The following is a 17,363-nucleotide window of genomic DNA, read 5'->3' as shown; positions in this document are numbered from 1 at the left end:
CAACATTATGGGGATCAGGATGGATCGCATAAATCGTGCAACATTTCTAAATAACGGTCGGTTTTACTTACCAGCGGATTTTCAAGGTTCCAAGCGTAGCCTGCCAAGATTGAAACAACCATACGTTTGAGTTTGTTGTCCTCGTCAGGTTGGTTGAAAATAATCGTTTGCAGACGTCCGTCATACCACGCATCGACATACGCGCGGAAGGTTTCAACCCCCTTATTTAGCGGGATGGCATAATCGGCATTCCAATCAACGGGTTGGCCGTTGCTGCGCGCGATCAGTGCCGTTGCGGCCAACTCAGCCGACTGCATGGCAATGGTCACACCCGATGAAAATACCGGATCAAGGAACCCGGCCGAATTGCCCAGCAAAACATATCCGTCGCCATGAAGGGTATCTGATTGTGCGCCGTATCCGGCAATCGTACCCAGCGGTCGGATGGGGTCGGCATCGGCAAGTAACGATCCAAGATGGGTGTCGTTAATCAACCGATCAAAGATGGTTTGATCATCCAGCCCGTCAAATTCGGGATCCTGATCGGGGTAAATGACCCCAACCGATGCCGTGCCGTCCGAAAACGGGATCAGCCAATACCAAATTTCAGATCGCACTGGGTGCACCGTAATCAGGATTTTTTCCCGGTCGTAAGACGGACCGGATATGTGATCGCGCATATGGGTGAAAACAGCACGCCGTTTGATCGATTGGCCCGGACCGTCATCTGGTTTGGCCGTGCCCAACATGCGGGGCAACACCCGGCCATAGCCACTGGCGTCGATGACGAATGTCGACCGTATTTGCCCGGTTTCGCCCGCCTCATTTTCAAAATCCAGCGTGCAGTCGCCATCGCGCAGAACCGCGTGGGTTACCTTGTGCCCAAACCGGATATCGGCCCCGGCATTTTGGGTTTCCTGTGCCAAAATCTGGTCAAACCGGCTGCGTTGAACCTGAAAGGTGGTGCCCCATCCGGTATCTTCGAAGTTTTCACGAAAATCGATGGATTGATGTTGTGCACCACGGGCAAAGACCGCCCCGTTTTTATATTGGAAACCAGCATCTTGTATCGCACCGAGCAAGCCGGCCCGTTCAAGAACGTTCATGCATTGCGGCAAAAGACTTTCGCCGATGACAAAACGCGGGAAGGTTTGTGTTTCGAGGACAATCACGCTTAACCCGGCATCGCGCAGGAATTTGGCGGCAACCGTGCCCGACGGACCTGCGCCAATAATCGCGATGTCGCAATCGTAATGGGCATCGGCGGTGCGGTTCGCGGTGTTTTGACTGTCAGGCATTTGATGATGGGGCACGTCATTACGGGGCATGGGCGTCAACTATTGTATCGGCGTTTGAAGATGATGGGCACATCACATAGGACAGGACCCAAGCGCTAAGAAGACCAATCGCCATAACCGTGCCAATGGCACTGACCACGGGAACAGAGCTGCTGGCAAGAAGGCCAAAGGCCAAAATACTACTGATCAGGGATAAAAACACCGCCAAACGGGTTTCGTCCTGTTGGCCGTGCTTTTGGCTTTCGGAAAAGAAGATCACGTAATCCGCCCCAATGGCAAAGACCAAAAACAGCGCCATGATGGTAAAGAAATTAATCGTCACCCCCATCACCGCCGCGCCAAACAGGGCCATTAACATCGCCCCCGCTGGGGTGCCCAAAACACAAATCCCCGCAACAACCCCATATCGGACGATGGCAAGAACGCCAGCAAACAGCAAGGCAATTGCAAGACCCGCCATGGCCCAACCGCGGTAATCGGCAAATTGCGCAGTGATGGTCGCGCGCGGATTAACCAAGCGCGCGGTATTGATGGGCGCAATGGCGCGGGCAACAGCATCGGCATCGGTCACCGCTGTCAGGCGGATGATGTCGGTCGTGCCATCGTGCAAATTGGCCAGTTCGGGCAAATGATCAAAGGCATTTGCATCGGCCAGCACATAGGGGGCTTTGGGATCAGGGGCGTCAAACGGGACGGGCAGAAGTGCGCGCAGTTTTTCGGCATAGGGGGCGTAAAGCTGATCGCGGATCAAAGCGCGATTTTCGTCCTGACGTTTGATCGATGGGATCATATCAGACAAACCGAATGCCGATCCGACGATGCCGGTTTCAATCAGCGGGGCGAGGGCATCTTGGACGGCCTCGCCGGTTTGAAGGCGGGCTTCGTTGTCTGGGGCATCAATGCGGATGAAGATCGGGTTGCCGCCCATCCCCATGGTTTCCCCGATCAGGCGGGCCTGCTGGGTCAGCGTATCGTTTCCCCGTCCAAGATGGCGAATATCGTCATCGGTTGGAATAAACGCCATGCACAGGCCAAACCCGATAAGAATGCAAGCTGCACAGATCACCCGCACCATTTGGGGTAATTGCACATGGCGCAAAACCCCATCAAGGTGCTGATAGATCCATGGAATAAAAGACCGGCGTTGAACCGCACGGGCGGGCAAAAGCGGCAGAAGGAAAAGCACGGTCAAATAGGCCGCAATCAACCCCGCGATGGAATAGACCGCAATTTGTGCCAGCAAGATCGTCGGACTGACCGCCAAGACCGAAAAGCCCAGAACCGATGTCAAAAGGCCAAGGCTGAGCCCCGCGCGGATTGTTTTAATCCGTGATTTTGGTGATGAACCGTCGGCGGGCAATACCAGATAATGCAGCGCATAATCGACCGAAATGCCAATCAGGCTGGCGCCAAACACCAGCGCAATCGCATGGATGCTGTCAAAAATCAGGGTGACGGCGGCAATACCAACGATCAAGCCACTGCCAACCGTCATCAATGCGCCGATCAACGGCAGCGGCGAGAAAAACACACTAAGCACCATCACAAACACCCCAAGGGTCGCGATGATGGCGATGCGCTGAACATCTGATTTTGCCGCAGTTGCCTCGGCCACGGCGAAAAAGATCTGCCCGGTTTTGGCGATGCCAAACCCGTCTGATTGATTGGCCGGGTTGGATTGGGCATTTGCAATGGCGGCGTTGATTGCATCCACCCATGCACTGTCCTTGCCCGTGTGGCGAAGGTCCGGGGAAAGGGTGATGATTATCGGGGTGTGGAAGGCATCGCTGGCCGCAGATTGGATAATCCCGGTATGGCCAAATTTACGGCCAAGGTCAGATAAAAAGCCGGGCAACAGGGAAAATGGATCAGCGCGGAGCGATTTTGCACTGATCAGTGCCGCCGGGGCATATAGGGTTTTGACCGCGTTTTGAAACACCGGTTCGCCATTGCCGTCGCGCAAAAGCGCACGGTCGCGGTCCGACAAAAGGCTTTGCGCATGCGGCAGATAGAAATCGGAAAACCGGGCAAGATTGCCGGTATCATATCCGGGCAGCGAAACCGATTTTGTGCCGGGAATATTGGCAATATCGGATGCCAATTGGCGGGTCATGGTTTCAAGCATATCTTGCTGGTCATGGGACAGCATGACGATGGCTTGATTGGCATCTTGCGCCAAAAGATCACGGACGGTTTCGATATCGGATTTTTGCCCGCCATCGCCTGATTGTTCCATCCCGATCAGCGACAGGACGTCGCCATCAATCGGGCTTTTGCCCGATGTGATTTGCCACAGGCCAAGTCCGGCCATGATCAGCAAAATCATGCCCCAAAAGCCTGCCCCAATGCCAGTGCCAATCCCCCCGCGTTCTGTCATTATGGATGCGGCCCAGAAAAGCGTTTTGCAAGATCATCTGGCATTGGCAAATCATGCCGTTCCTGATCCGTCAGGGTGATTTCATCGCGGTCGCCGGATGGTTTGTGCAACGTAACGTGGGTGACGAATTTCGCGCCCATAACGGTAATCTGGCTGATTTGTTCGGACAGGCCGTTGGTGTTTTTAGGCTTCAGCGTTATTTGCCAATCAGGGCTGTTTGCATCCGCACCGGTCTGATCAGACGCGGTTTGTTTGTCCGTGACGGTGAATTGGTTTGAAAGGGGTTCCCAATTGCCCGCAAGCACGGCGGAAATCAGTGCGATGAATTGGTGAAACTGTGCGCCGGACGCAATGGTTTCATACGTGCCGTCGTCGCGTTTACGCGCAATCCCCTGATCGGTCATGATTGTTGTATCGGGAAAGGGTTCCAGATTTTGCCAAACCAAACCTTTGCTGGGCGACAGGATAAATTCCCCGCGCGATGCCAAGGGCATCTCAAACCCGGCAAGGTGACGATCAAGTGCGAATGACCCCGTCAGATATTGCTGATCACTGATCGCGGTTGGCATCTGAATGGCGGTGGGCCGTGTGCTTTGCGCGCGCGCGATGCCAGAAACGTTTGGTAAAATGGCCGTGCCAAGGAACGCGATAATTGCCAAGGTTTTCGGCCAGCGATGGGTCATCACACCAGCGCCTCTATCTTTTGGGTCAGGACATCGGGGCTGCAAAACTGCATCTCGCCGCTGCTTTTTTCGACGGCAACCTGAATGGTGAAGCCCTTGGTCAATTTCCGGCCGGTTTTTGCATCGGTAATCAGATAATCGATTTTAAGCCGGTTTTCATATTCACGCAGGGTGGCGGTGATTTTGATTTCCTGACCAAAGGTGCAGGGACCGACATATTTCACCCGCATATCGACAATCGGCCAGACATAGCCCGACGCATCCATTTGTGGATAGTTATAGTCAATTTTATCAAGCAACGCGCAGCGGGCATTTTCAAAGAACTGCACGTAATTGCCGTGCCAGACGACATTCATTGGATCAAGGTGATAAAACTGGATCGTTTCGGTAATGGATGCACTGATCATGATGGGATGTCTTCATCATAAAGCGCCCAGTGGCGATTTTGAATGCGCGATACCAGAAGACGCAAGGTGCCTTCAAGCGGCTGGTCTTCGGCGATGAATGGAATGTCGGTTTTCAGGCTGTCGATAAAGGACGATACATCTGGACCAAGTTGCTTGGCGTGAATTTCACCAGATTTCTGACGCAGGGCAATTGCCTGACAGACCGCCAAAAGGTTGGCGGCAACAACCTGTTCGGTCAGTTGCAGCACCCGCAGGCAATCGCGCGCCGCAATCGTGCCCATGCTGACCTTGTCTTGGTTATGACATTCGGTGGAACGTGAAAAGACACTGGCGGGCATGGTTTGTTTTAATGCCTCAGCCGTCCAGGCGGACGCACCGATTTGAACCGCCTTAAGGCCGTGATTAATCGATGCGCGGTCTGGTTCTGCGCCCGAAAGGTTCGATGCCAGCCCATGGTTAAATTTGGTATCGACCAAAAGCGCCATTTGCCGATCCATCAAATCTGCCAGATTGGCGACCAGCGTTTTCATGCCATCGGCGACAAAGGCCACATGCCCGCCATAGAAATGGCCGCCATGCAAAATGGTGTTTTCGCTGACATCCAAAAGCGGATTGTCATTGGCGCTATTAAGCTCAATCTCAAGTGTTTTGCGGAAGGTGGGCATCATATCGGCCAACACGCCAATCACATGCGGCGCACAGCGCAACGAATACCGATCTTGCAGGCGGGCCGACTGATAATCAGCGCCAAGTGAGGACAAATCACTTTCGATCCATGCCGCAACTTGGGCCTGCCCCGGATGGGGTTTGGCGGCAAAAAGACGTTTGTCAAAATGGGCCGGATTACCCAGCAAGCCGATGCTGGCAAGGGCCGTGATGCGGCTGGTGAGCTTGCAGAGATAATCCGCACGCATAAAGGCCTGACACATCAGCGCGGTCATGACCGCCGTGCCATTCATAATCGCAAGGGCTTCTTTGGGGCGCAGTGTCAGCGGATTTAATCCGGCCTGTTGCAAGGCGGCCTCGGCGGATGTTTTTTCCCCGCGATACAGGACATCGCGTTCACCAATTAACACCGCCGCCACGTATGAAAGCGGGGTAAGATCGCCACTGGCACCAACTGATCCTTCTTCGGGGATCAGGGGGGTGATGTCATGGGCCAAAAGGTTGGCCAACTGATCCAGTAAATCAAAACTGACACCCGAATAGCCCGAACAAAGGGATGCCAATCGCACGGCCAAAACCGCACGCGCCTGATCCGGGGCAAGGATATCGCCCAAGCCACAGCCGTGAAAACGGCTAAGATGCAGGGGCAGTTCGCTGACCAATTCCGGCGGAACCCGGCGCGATACAGAATCGCCATATCCGGTGGTTACACCGTATATATGGCCCTGTTCGCGCAGTTCCTGATCCAGGAAGTCCGCTCCCTTTTGGATGCGGGCGCGAAAATCGCCGTCGGCGGATAGGACCGGCTGGGCACGTTGCTCAGACAGGGCAACGATATCTTCGATTGTCAGGTCATCTTCGCCAAAGATTACATTGATGCGGCTATTGGTCATCTTCGGCCTTTTTCTTTGCCCAGAAGTCATAGAAATTGAACCACTGCAGCGGTTCACGAACAACAATATTTTCCAACCACTGCGCATATTGCGCGGCATATTGGGTGATGGCCTCGGTCCTGTTGGCGCGTGGCAGGATCAGTTGATCGGTCAGTTTGTGCCAGACGATCTTAAACGTTTTTCCCGTGCGCCAAGCGGCCGACATATAGACCGGGCATTGTAACAGATAGGCAAGGATAAAGGGACCTTGCGGGAACTGTGCGTCTTCGCCAAAGAACGGCACGGAAATGGTTTTATCGCGCGCGCCAATCGCAACGCGGTCAGCGGCAATTACAATCCATTCGCCGCGTTCGACCCGTTCGCGCAACATGATCGCGGTATCGGGGCCGATATCGGTGACTTCGATCAGGTTAACCTGACTTTCCGGGGCCAGTTTTTGCAACACCCGGCCAAAGCGCGCGGCGTTTTTTTGATGCAGCAACACATTGACCCGGAAATTGCGATCGCGGCTGGCGATGGCGCGGACCAGTTCCATATTGCCAAAATGCGATACCAGCAACACGGCTGCCTGATTGCGCGGCATATAGTCAAACAGGCCCTCGGCATCTTTGGGAAGCTCAAGATCGCTTTCTTTCATTTCGCCGGACCAGGCGGCGACTTTATCAAGTGCGCTTTCGCCAAACCGCAGGAAATGACGGAAACTGTTCCAGCGGGTCGGCGCAACACCGCCGCCATGCTGTTCAGATCGTCGCAAGAAATCATGTGATGCACGCCGTGCGATACGCCCGGTCAGAAAGAAATAAAGAATAATCGGTAACATCACCACAAGGCAGACATGCCGCCCGGCAAACCGATAGACCGTGCCCAAAAAACGCATGCCAAAATAAATGCCGCGTTCGTCAATTTCGGCCCAATGATGCGATGCGTCCTCGTCTTGGGCATTTTGGTTATTTTGGTCGCGGCCCGCATTATCGCCATCTGCGGTCGTTTGGGGTTTGGCAAATTTTCCGCCGCGCAGCAGATAGCCGGGCAGGCGGGCCAGCATGCCAAACACCAGCCGGGTATGCATCCAACTGATCAGGACATTATCGGCCCACATGCGGAAGTTTGAAATATTGCCCTGCGGATAGGTGACCTTTGTGGGCACATGAAGGATCGGCACCCCGCGCCAATACAGGCGCACCATCAGTTCGGTGTCGAAATCCATTTTGTTGCCGGCACCTTCTTCGTGCCAGACCGCAAGGCTTTCTTTAACCGGATAAACCCGAAAACCGCACATGCTATCGCGGATGTCGGTCGACAGGGTTTCAATCCAGACCCAAACATGGGTGACCCAACGGCCAATTTTGCGCCCCGTTGGGATGCTTTCATCGTAAATCGGAAGGCCGGTGATCAGGGCCGATGGATTTTCACGCGCCCGATCGAGCATGTCGGACAGTCGATCAAGGTCGTGTTGACCATCGGCATCAATTTGAACCGCGTGGCTAAAGCCAGCGGCGCTGGCATATGCCATGCCTTGCATCACGGCGACACCCTTGCCCCCGTTTTCGGGCAGCCGATAACAGGTCACACCGTTTTCTGGATCATGCAGGGCTTGGACTTTTTGCTCTGTCGTGACGTTTGATCCGTCATCAATGATAATCACCGGCAAATCATGTTCACGGACACGCGCGACGACATCGCCAAGGACTTCGTGATGGTTATGGGTCGGGATCAGGGCGCAAATTTTCATCTGACTCGATCCCCATTTGGATCAGCAGAGTGATCTGGTGCCACATCCGATGCCAGTTCCGGGTTGCGAAACTTGACCGTGCCGGAGCTATGAACGCCGTTGGTCTCGGAATGATAGCGAAACTTCACCTTGGGGGTGCTGGGATCAAAATCCAGATCCAATTTCACGTCGTCATCTGGCGTGATGGGATGGCGGAATTTTAACTGGCTGACTTCGCCAACCCCCTTGGCGCAGCCAAACAGGTTTGACGCAATTTGGGCAACCCAGTGTAATTGCACCACGCCCGGAAGGATCGGCTGCCCGGGGAAATGCCCCTGAAAACAGGTCATGTCGGACCGCAAGGTTAAGCCAATCACCGCCTTGCCGCCGTCGCGGGTTTGGTGATGAATGACCGGTTCGATATCGGTCTTTTTGGCAAACAACGCACGCAACAGATGAAGCGGGCGTTTGCCCTGACTATCGGTCGGCAGTTGATCGACAAAGCGCCACCGTTGGGGCAGGGCAGCATCGTCTTCGAACTTGGCAACTTCACGCCGAAGCAACCGGCCCATACGGAACGGACCGTGTGCCTGAAGTTCGTCATTCCCTGTGTGTGTCAGAACGGCGACAACTGCCAAACGGCGATCATTTTCATCGGCCAAAAGCGCAACCGCATCGCTTACCAGATCGCTTTGGCGTAAATGCTGCTCAACCGCGCCCAGTGAAATGCGTTTGCCTTCGACCTTTACCACCCGGTCTGCTCGGCCCTTAAGGGTAAAGCAGCCGGTATCTTGATCAATCGTTGCGCGGTCTTGGGTTTGATACCAGTCATCCCCGGCAATGTGTTTGGCGCAGACGCGCAGGCAGCCGTTTTCGTTCAGATTGGTTTTAAGATCGGGCAGCGGATGCCACGGCGTATCGGCAGCGGACTGTTGACGCCACGCAATGCCACCGGTTTCCGTGCTGCCATAAATTTCGGTTGGGCAGACACCAAAAACACGGGTGGCTTCCTGTGCGGTGGCCAGATCAAGCGGCCCGCCGGATGACAGCACCATCGATGGGCGTGGCGCATCTGCCAGATCAGGATGAAGGTTTTTAAGCTGTGCCGGACTGGTGATCAGCACATCACCCGCGGCAATATCATGCAGGACCATGTCCCAAAACGGGGCGGGGTCGGCAGTGAATATTTGCTTGGTCATCACCGGCCAGATGATGCGAAAAATCAGGCCGTAAATATGTTGGTGCGATACCAACCCAACCATGCGTGCACCCGCCGGGATGATCGACTGCCACAATGGGCGCTGGATGGCGATTTCGTCTTCGATCTGGGCAAGAGTTTTGATGATCGGTTTGGGCGTGCCGCTTGAGCCAGAGGTAAAGAAGATTGCTTGGCAATCGGTACTTCTTTTGGCCACGCTGCCCTCGGTTGCGGCCGCAATGGTGGCGGGGGCATTACTGTCGCGGTTTAGCCGCGCATCAATCGCATCGTCATTCAGGTGTAGATCAAATTGCTGGTCGATTTCTTCAAGGTAACCGGGCTTATCGGTTGCCGGTAAAATGGCGGTGCTGCCGCTTTGCCATACGGCGGCAAGCGCGATCAGGAAGCGACGCGCCGACTGGCAATAAATTGCAACCCGTTGTCCGTTGCCAAGTCCGGCAGCAACATAATCAATGTCGCGCGCGATATCGCCCACGTGATAGGGCACGCCGTTTTCAAGACATAGCGGTGTGTTGGCGTTTTCATCGTCATACAGATTTTCGAAAAAAACGCTCATACCGGCTCCTGATCGGTGCGGGGATTTTGGCTTTTGACTTTTTGGTCATGGCGGGCGCGCGTCCATTTGCGCACCGGCCATTCGCCAACAAACAATATACCAACCAAAATATAGGATATCAGACCGTTATACAGCGTCCATGTTTCCAGGCTGGCATAAAGCGCGGTCCAGGCGGCAATCACCCCGTTGACGATGAAAAATCCGATCCAGACCTTGGTCAGATTACGGGTGTAGTTTTGCGCATAATCATCAAGATCGTCTTCGCGCAGGCGGGCAAACCGTTCAATGATCGGCATGCCGGAAAACAACGACACGGTAAAAATCGCCGCCAAAGTTGCCGCGACTATCACCGGGTAAAAGCGGATCGCGACGATTTCGCTGGCGATCCCTGCCGACCCGACAATGATGGCAACCAACAAGGCCATTGCGGCTTGCAGGTATTTTTTGCTGGCAACAAACAGGGCCGCGCGGACGATAATGACCGCCAGAAGCAGCAAAAGGATATAGCGCGGCGCATAGGACGACAGGCCGAAATAAACCAGAACCGGATACAGAATACCCAGCATCGCAACAACAATGGCTGTGATGCGCCTAGGAATTGACCAGGACATAGATCTTCTCGACCACGTCATCCACGGTCCGGACCGATTTAAATTCCGTGGCCGGGATTTTCTTGCCCGTAAGTTCCTGGAATTTCACAATCAGGTCGACGGCATCGATGCTATCAAGGTCAAGATCATCCATCAGATGTGCATCTGGTGTGATGTCTTCTTCTGGGACTTCAAACAAATCAACAAGATAGTTGTGCAACTGATCGTAGACTTCTTGGCGGCTGTGCATGACTAAACCTGTTTCCCCGATGCCTGAATAAAGTTTGCAAGATTGCGTACGGACGCAAAATGGGTTTTGACGTTTTCGTCTTTGGCATCAATGCGCACATCATACTTTTTCTGAAGTGCGACACCCAGTTCCAGCGCATCAATTGAATCAAGCCCCAGCCCGTCAACGAACAGGGCTTCTTCGCTGTCAATGTCGCTTACCTCGATATCTTCAAGGTTCAGCGTTTCGATGATAAAGGCTTTAAGTTCGGTTTCCAGCGAAGTCATTATTTAATCTGTCCAGAATGTAATCTTTGATGAGCCGAGTGATCGCGCGGGCCTGCTTGGCGCGCGGCAAATTCGGATCAGTTATGTCATTAAACAATAGCGGATAACCGACTTCCAACCGGTAGCAAATTTTCGACGGCGGAATGCGATACCACGGAACCCCTTTTTTCAAGGTCTCGTGATTACAATGCACAACCACGGGAATCAAGTCAGCTTGTGTTTCGATGGCAATATTAGCAACCCCGCGTTGCAATTTTCCCATTGTCTGATTGATTGGCGTGCGGGTGCCTTCGGGGAAAATCATAATGTTTGCCCCCGACCGCAGATGACGGCGGGCCTCGACGATCAGGTTTTCCGGATTGTCGTCATTGCGAATGAACCCCGCGGCACGCACAACGCCAAACAGGAACGGATTGCGAAACAGTTGGTGTTTGACGACGCACTGACAATGATTAAGCTGTGCGACAATTACCACAACATCGATCAAGGTCGGATGATTGGCGACAATCAAACATCCCTTGGCATCGCGCAGTCGCTGAATGTCCTGGGTCTCGACGTTGGCCACCCCCAAACGCCTTAGCATCCAAACAAACAGGCGAAACCCCCGGCAAATCACCAGTTGGGCATATTTTCGGCGTTTGGCCCGGTCGCGCAAAACAAGCATCATGGCCGGAAAAATCGTAATCGCCATGAACAGGCCGCCAATCCCAAACGTGCAAAACGCCAAGCCCGTCGCAAAAAGGCGCCAGTACCAGTTCAGGTTTTTGCGCGGTGTTTGCGGCGGATGTACCTGCACCCGATCCTGATTCTGGGGGGATTTAGTCATGGCGTGAAACGGTCCATGCGGTGCAGGCGCCAGAAAGTGTTACCTGTTGTTCCGTTTCCGTCGCCAGAAAGTTGGTCAGCAGTTTGACGTGATCGTAGGCGGATGTGTTTGCCGAGTTCGCATTGTTTGCAGATTCCACCGACGGGTGCGATGAAAATGCGAGGCCTTTTTTATCGCTGCTTTGGGGCTCAAACCGTGCGGCGAAGGCGGTGCCAACTTCTGGTCCGCCAACCTGCTTGGCATAGACATCGGGCAGGGGCAAATCGACATAGCACAGGATCACCGGGCTTTGCGTTGCCATCACCTGGCATAAGGTTTCGGTCAGTCCAGCAATCACGCTGTCATGGCCCGCGGCAATTGCCGTGTGGCTTTGGGTGATTGCCCAATTGATCGAGGCAACCCCGACAAAGGCATTGTGAACCGACATGCTAAAATCCGCCGGTGACAGGGCATCATTCGTTGCCACCTGATGAAGGAGCTTAACCGTGCGGTTAATGTTGCCGTGCTGCGAACAGAAAACGATATGCGGATTATCCGTCTGTTCGTCTGTTGCGGGCAAAAGGACTTTGTCGAGGGTTTCGGCGGCCGCACGGCCAAACAGATCAAGTCTGCGTCGCCATGCGGGTTTTATGCTGCGCGCCAGATCGGCCTCGACCGTGGGATGAGTGACAGCCGAATGGTGTTCGCCTGTCTGCAAGGTCAGGCTGGCCTGACCGTTGGTATCTTCCCACAAAGCCCAACGTGACAGTCGGGCGCACAGCAAAGTCATCTGGTGTCCTAGTTGGCAAGTGCCGCACGGGCCGAAACCGCGCGCAGGATATCCTGTTTAAGCGTGTTGACCCAGCGGTTGTAGTTCCGGTGGATCGTTTTACCATTATATTGAAGATTAGTACTATCGGCGTAAACGATTGAGAACTGTTTTTGATCAAAATAAATCGTAACCGTGGCGCTGTGGGTGCGCGGGGCATAGGTTGCGGTAAGGTGACCTTGACCTTCGCGCTGAACAATCCATTCGCGGCTTGTTGCTGTTTCGACGATGGTTTCTTCAATTTCGGCCAAGCTCAGTTTGGAAGCGTTGGCAGGGAACGGTTCTTTCGATACGTTTTGAACACCTGCCGCGCAAGCTGAAAGCACAGCAACAACGAGGAAAACAGAAGCAAGTTTTAAGCTACGCATTTTGATCTGCCTTGGTTAATAAAAGAAAGTTTTCTCAAATAAAGCTGGTATCGGACATCTTTGCCAAACGCAAGTTTGCCTGCCGAAATTTTGCCAACAATTAGTTGGTATTCGATGCGTGCGCGGCTTTATTAAAATAACAAAATGTATGGTGCGGCCCAAACGACTTTGGTCTCGCGATAATGGATTTTACCGATGGCCGAAAACCCCAATACAGCAAAACAAAACCTGCCAGATATGCAGCGCTTTTCTTATTCTAACGGCAAGGTCATCGGTGCTGTTTGTGTCCTGAATGATGCGCCAGTCACCCGCAAATCTGCGCGGCACGGGGCATCTGTAAAGGCGCATGAAATGCTTCGTACCTTGATGGCCGAAATTGCGGATGGCAACGAAAGCACATTGATCAAAGACGCCCAAGGACGCCCGTGGGCAGAGATTTCTGGGGGGCGCCATGGTACAAGTATCAGTCACAGCCGGAATGTCGTCGCTGTCGCGCTGGCGATTAAACCGGGGATAGAGGTTGGCGTTGATTTGGAATATTGCGACCCAACCCGGTCCATTGCCGAAATGGCGCCGCTTTTGGGGATGCCGTCTGATATATCGGTTGCGGATTTTTATGATGCCTGGTGCCGGTACGAAGCCGTCTTTAAGGCAACCGGCGAAGTTGATCCGTTAGCCCAACGCGACAAAACAGAGATACCGTCAGTCACGCTTACCCTACCCGAAAACTTTGCCAGCTGCTTGGTTGCGATAGATGGTGCTTAGCGCGAAGCATAGACCGCCTATTTGTCGGGTAAGGTGACGTTGTGCTGACCCCGAAATCGGATCGGCACGTCGGTTGTAAGGCTTAACCCGGTAACCGTCTGGCGATTGTGAGGAATTTCACAAAACTTTTAAGATTCATCGCGCGGTAGCAGCTGTGCATATCCTGGTTAGTTCTCGTCCCCGTATAAAACTCTGAAATTAAAGGGTAAATCAGAATTTATTCGTGTGAATATGCACGGAATTTTTACAGGTTTTAAGCGGGAACAGGATGAGAAACAGGGCGGCGCATCGGCAATTTTTAGTCGTAAGACTTGCGGTGACGCGAATTTGGAACATTTTTTGTTTTCTTAAGAACCATTTAGGCGTAAAGCTTTTACCTATTATTGACCAGTGGTCACTACCATCGATTGTGCAAGGAAGATGATTTTCATGTTGAAGGATCATTTTCCCCATATCAGGCACGATAAGATGTCAGGTGATCAATAGATTTCCATCACGGCAAAGACCATGGTGTTTGCCGATGTAAAGGGAACCGGTTCGATGGATCAGGAAGACGAAGCGACGTCAGGGAATACAGAGTTTTCTGAAGTAAGATTGGATCAGAATATGGACGCCAATTGTTGTTTTGCTGATATCTATGTCCGTAATGCCCCCGTTTACCTTAAGGGATTTACCGGCGAGCCCGATGGTTCGGTAAAGGCGGAACTGCGCGACAGTAACAAGGGCCTTCTTGCGTTTGATCAGGGTGTTTGTGAAATCACCGCAAGTTCCTCGTTCCTGACCGTTGCCATGTCCGCATCCGATGACGATCAGCTTGATCAAATCCGCGACTATTTCGAGCAGACCTTGCGCAATATGTCGGTGGAAAAAGCCATCGAAATCGAATGGCGCAATCAGTGACCCAAAGTCACCTGTTTGGGCAGATTTTGCTTTCTCTGTCTTACTAAGGCAGGCGGTCGATTAGCGATCCGCCCCCAAAGCGCCCCCGATAACGCGACGAAAAGCCAAAGAAAACAGGCGCAAGGACATTGGTCTTTGCGCCTGTTTTTTATGTTCCGCATGATGGATGTGGCGATAGGGGTTTTAACGGGATTTACGCCACGACAAACCGGTCGCGTGCTGCGCGCACCACACGGGTAATATGTTCGGCGACGGCGGCGACACTGCGGGTGTCTTTGGTGTCGGGATGTTGCAGCATCCAATAGTTCCGGGTGAAGCGGATTTCGGGCAGCAACCGGATCAAATCGGGAATGCCGTCCGTGGCGTAATCATGCATGATCCCAATGCCGTGCCCGTTGCGCACGGCCTCCATCTGGGCGACGACACTGCCGCATTCAAAACGCCGTTTCATCAGCTTGCCAAGGCGGGCCGCATAATCAAGTGCGCGGCTGTAAATCAGGTCTTCGATATGGGTGACAAACAGCCGGTCCGTCAGGTCCGCCTCTGTTTCGACCGCACCAAAATTGTCGATATAGCTTTGCGTGGCATAGACACTAAGCGTGTAATCAGTCAGCTTTTTGATCACCAACCGGCCCTGTTTGGGGCGATCTAATGTGATGGCAATGTCGGCTTCGCGTTGCGACAGAGAAAATGTTCGGGGCAGTGGCACAATCTGAATAACCAGATCGGCATGTTGGGCGGCAAAACCGGCAAGCTCGCTTGCTAGGAAATAGTTACCAAGCCCATCAGGAACGCCAACACGCACCGTGCCACTGATGGTTTCGGTTTGGTTGGATACCGCCGTTCCGGCACGCAAAAACGCAGATTCAGCGGCCTCAGCCGCGATCATAAGTTCCCGACCGGCCTTGGTTAAATCCGATCCGGTGGTGCGCCGTTCAATCAGCTTGGTCCCAAGATCATCTTCAAGGGCGGTTAGCTGCCGACCAACTGTCGCATGGTTTAGGCCCAGCTGACGCGCCGCGGCAAGGATTTGTCCCTGTCGGGCGACGGCAAGGAAAATGCGAAACCGGTCCCAATCCATGGGGAATGTCCTTTGTGTCGGGTGACTTTAAATTTTGCACATCGAATTTGCATAAATGATAATTGATGTGCATCTCTGTGCATACTCATAATGTCGCCACTTTGCCGATCCTAAGATCAGGCAATCCAAATTCAGGTTTATCGGGAGGAACCCCCATGTCCAACCAGCTTACCCACTATATTGGCGGCAAACGCGTTGCCGGAAAATCGGGCCGTTCGGCGGCTGTTTTTAATCCGGCCACTGGCGCACAAAGTGCCACGGTTGATCTTGCATCGAAATCCGAAGTGCGGGCAGCGGTTGAATCTGCGGCTGCTGTGCGCGACGAATGGGCCAATACCACCCCGCTTCGCCGTGCGCGTATCTTGAACAAGTTTCTTGGTATCCTTGAAGAGCGCGCCGAAGAGTTGGCCGCGGCAATTACCGCCGAGCATGGCAAGGTATTGTCCGATGCGCTGGGCGAAGTCACCCGCGGTATTGAGGTTGTTGAGTTCGCCACCGGCGCGCCGCAGCTTTTGAAAGGTGAATTCACCGAAAATGTCGGCACCAAAGTCGATAGCCATTCGGTGCGTCAGCCGTTGGGCATTGTTGCGGGCATCACCCCGTTTAACTTCCCGGCCATGGTGCCGATGTGGATGTTCCCGGTCGCCCTTGCATGTGGCAACTGCTTTATCCTTAAACCGTCCGAGCGTGATCCGTCTGCGTCGCTTCTTTTGGCTGAATGGCTGACCGAGGCAGGTCTGCCAGATGGCGTCTTTAACGTGGTTCAGGGCGACAAAGAAGCCGTCGATGCGTTGCTGTTTGACCCGGATGTCACGGCAATCAGCTTTGTCGGCTCGACCCCGATTGCGAAATACATCTATGAAACCGCGACCGCGCAGGGCAAACGTTGCCAGGCCCTTGGTGGTGCGAAAAACCACATGATCATTATGCCAGATGCCGATATGGATCAGGCGGTTGATGCCCTGATGGGGGCGGCTTACGGGTCGGCCGGCGAACGTTGCATGGCCATTTCGGTTGCTGTTCCGGTTGGCAAGGAAACCGCCGACACCCTGATTGAAAAACTGGTGCCGCGCATCAATGAACTGCATGTTGCGCCGGGCACGGATCCAAAGGCCGAAATGGGCCCGCTTGTGACCGCCGCCCATCGCGATAAAGTTCTGGGCTTGATCGACAAGGGTGTCGAAGAAGGGGCCAAACTGGTTGTTGATGGCCGTGGCATCAAACTTCAGGGCTATGAAGAAGGGTACTTTGTCGGCGGCACCCTGTTTGATGATGTGACCCCGGATATGAGCATCTACAAAGAAGAAATCTTTGGCCCGGTTCTGTCAGTTGTGCGCACCGAAGATTACGAAACCGCTGCCAACTTGGTCGACAGCCACGAATATGGCAACGGGACTGCGATCTTTACCCGTGATGGTGACACCGCGCGTGAATTTGCGGCCCGCACCCAGACCGGCATGGTTGGCATTAACGTGCCGATCCCGGTCCCGATGGCCTTCCATTCGTTTGGCGGTTGGAAAGCATCCTTGTTTGGCGATCACCACATGCACGGCCCAGAGGGTGTTCGGTTCTACACCAAACTGAAAACCATCACCTCGCGCTGGCCGACCGGTATTCGTAAGGGTGCTGAATTCGTCATGCCGACGATGAAATAAGCTTTGCGGTTTCGGCAAAAAGCAAAGGCGCGCAAGATACCTTG

The 17,363-nt window shown here is 53.6% G+C and carries 17 protein-coding genes; 3 read left to right on the top strand and 14 right to left on the bottom strand.

The annotated features are described in order from the left end of the window. Positions 1–14: 14 nt before the first annotated feature. The 13 genes from HCZ99_RS08900 to HCZ99_RS08840 are packed head-to-tail and all read right to left on the bottom strand — an operon-like array spanning position 15 to position 12,918. Positions 15–1,328: an NAD(P)/FAD-dependent oxidoreductase gene (locus HCZ99_RS08900; RefSeq protein WP_217701479.1), complete on the bottom strand. Its 1,314-nt coding sequence runs from the start codon at positions 1,326–1,328 to the stop codon at positions 15–17. After that, positions 1,318–3,675 carry an MMPL family transporter gene (locus HCZ99_RS08895; RefSeq protein ID WP_167446569.1) on the bottom strand — a complete coding sequence of 786 codons (2,358 nt, stop codon included), beginning with the start codon at positions 3,673–3,675 and terminating at the stop codon, positions 1,318–1,320. Before HCZ99_RS08895 ends, HCZ99_RS08900 begins: the two co-directional genes overlap by 11 nt. Further along, entirely contained in the window at positions 3,675–4,358 is a 684-nt protein-coding gene (locus tag HCZ99_RS08890) for a LolA family protein (RefSeq protein WP_167446568.1), read from the bottom strand. The genes HCZ99_RS08895 and HCZ99_RS08890 overlap by 1 nt, the downstream gene beginning before the upstream one ends. Then, the gene (locus HCZ99_RS08885; RefSeq protein WP_167446567.1) at positions 4,358–4,765 is read right to left on the bottom strand and encodes an acyl-CoA thioesterase; all 408 of its coding nucleotides are present in this window, start codon (positions 4,763–4,765) and stop codon (positions 4,358–4,360) included. The genes HCZ99_RS08890 and HCZ99_RS08885 overlap by 1 nt, the downstream gene beginning before the upstream one ends. Beyond that, on the bottom strand, positions 4,762–6,324 hold the full coding sequence (locus HCZ99_RS08880; protein WP_167446566.1) for an HAL/PAL/TAL family ammonia-lyase: 1,563 nt from the start codon (positions 6,322–6,324) through the stop codon (positions 4,762–4,764). Before HCZ99_RS08880 ends, HCZ99_RS08885 begins: the two co-directional genes overlap by 4 nt. Continuing rightward, complete coding sequence (locus HCZ99_RS08875) at positions 6,314–8,056, bottom strand: glycosyltransferase family 2 protein (RefSeq protein ID WP_167446565.1); 1,743 nt, start codon at positions 8,054–8,056, stop codon at positions 6,314–6,316. The genes HCZ99_RS08880 and HCZ99_RS08875 overlap by 11 nt, the downstream gene beginning before the upstream one ends. Next, positions 8,053–9,810 carry an AMP-binding protein gene (locus HCZ99_RS08870; RefSeq protein WP_167446564.1) on the bottom strand — a complete coding sequence of 586 codons (1,758 nt, stop codon included), beginning with the start codon at positions 9,808–9,810 and terminating at the stop codon, positions 8,053–8,055. The genes HCZ99_RS08875 and HCZ99_RS08870 overlap by 4 nt, the downstream gene beginning before the upstream one ends. Next, a complete protein-coding gene (locus tag HCZ99_RS08865; RefSeq protein ID WP_167446563.1) occupies positions 9,807–10,421 on the bottom strand; it encodes a hypothetical protein in 615 nt (204 codons plus the stop codon). The genes HCZ99_RS08870 and HCZ99_RS08865 overlap by 4 nt, the downstream gene beginning before the upstream one ends. Next, a complete protein-coding gene (locus HCZ99_RS08860; RefSeq protein WP_167446562.1) occupies positions 10,402–10,650 on the bottom strand; it encodes an acyl carrier protein in 249 nt (82 codons plus the stop codon). The genes HCZ99_RS08865 and HCZ99_RS08860 overlap by 20 nt, the downstream gene beginning before the upstream one ends. Before the next feature lie 2 nt (positions 10,651–10,652). Next, positions 10,653–10,916 carry a phosphopantetheine-binding protein gene (locus HCZ99_RS08855; RefSeq protein ID WP_167446561.1) on the bottom strand — a complete coding sequence of 88 codons (264 nt, stop codon included), beginning with the start codon at positions 10,914–10,916 and terminating at the stop codon, positions 10,653–10,655. Next, on the bottom strand, positions 10,891–11,742 hold the full coding sequence (locus HCZ99_RS08850) for a lysophospholipid acyltransferase family protein (RefSeq protein ID WP_167446560.1): 852 nt from the start codon (positions 11,740–11,742) through the stop codon (positions 10,891–10,893). The genes HCZ99_RS08855 and HCZ99_RS08850 overlap by 26 nt, the downstream gene beginning before the upstream one ends. Further along, positions 11,735–12,511 carry a beta-ketoacyl synthase chain length factor gene (locus HCZ99_RS08845; RefSeq protein WP_167446559.1) on the bottom strand — a complete coding sequence of 259 codons (777 nt, stop codon included), beginning with the start codon at positions 12,509–12,511 and terminating at the stop codon, positions 11,735–11,737. Before HCZ99_RS08845 ends, HCZ99_RS08850 begins: the two co-directional genes overlap by 8 nt. Before the next feature lie 8 nt (positions 12,512–12,519). Further along, complete coding sequence (locus tag HCZ99_RS08840; RefSeq protein WP_167446558.1) at positions 12,520–12,918, bottom strand: hypothetical protein; 399 nt, start codon at positions 12,916–12,918, stop codon at positions 12,520–12,522. Positions 12,919–13,113: 195 nt separating this feature from the next. Here HCZ99_RS08840 and HCZ99_RS08835 point away from each other — a divergent pair, with 195 nt between their 5' ends. After that, on the top strand, positions 13,114–13,683 hold the full coding sequence (locus HCZ99_RS08835; protein ID WP_167446557.1) for a 4'-phosphopantetheinyl transferase family protein: 570 nt from the start codon (positions 13,114–13,116) through the stop codon (positions 13,681–13,683). A 507-nt stretch (positions 13,684–14,190) separates the two neighbouring features. Continuing rightward, positions 14,191–14,583, top strand: coding sequence for a DUF2218 domain-containing protein (locus HCZ99_RS08830; RefSeq protein WP_167446556.1), 393 nt, complete (start codon positions 14,191–14,193; stop codon positions 14,581–14,583). Between the two features lie 193 nt (positions 14,584–14,776). Here HCZ99_RS08830 and HCZ99_RS08825 read toward each other — a convergent pair whose 3' ends face one another. After that, positions 14,777–15,664, bottom strand: coding sequence for a LysR family transcriptional regulator (locus tag HCZ99_RS08825; protein WP_167446555.1), 888 nt, complete (start codon positions 15,662–15,664; stop codon positions 14,777–14,779). A gap of 155 nt (positions 15,665–15,819) precedes the next feature. Between HCZ99_RS08825 and HCZ99_RS08820 the strand changes: the two genes are divergently transcribed. Continuing rightward, positions 15,820–17,319, top strand: a complete 1,500-nt coding sequence (locus HCZ99_RS08820) for a CoA-acylating methylmalonate-semialdehyde dehydrogenase (RefSeq protein ID WP_167446554.1) — start codon at positions 15,820–15,822, stop codon at positions 17,317–17,319. Positions 17,320–17,363: the final 44 nt, after the last annotated feature.

The organism is Thalassospira lucentensis (assembly GCF_011806425.1).
GTDB classification, from domain to species: Bacteria; Pseudomonadota; Alphaproteobacteria; order Rhodospirillales; family Thalassospiraceae; genus Thalassospira; species Thalassospira lucentensis_B.
The sequence above is the reverse complement of the archived record's forward strand: the minus strand, read 5'-3'. Positions and strand labels throughout refer to the sequence as shown.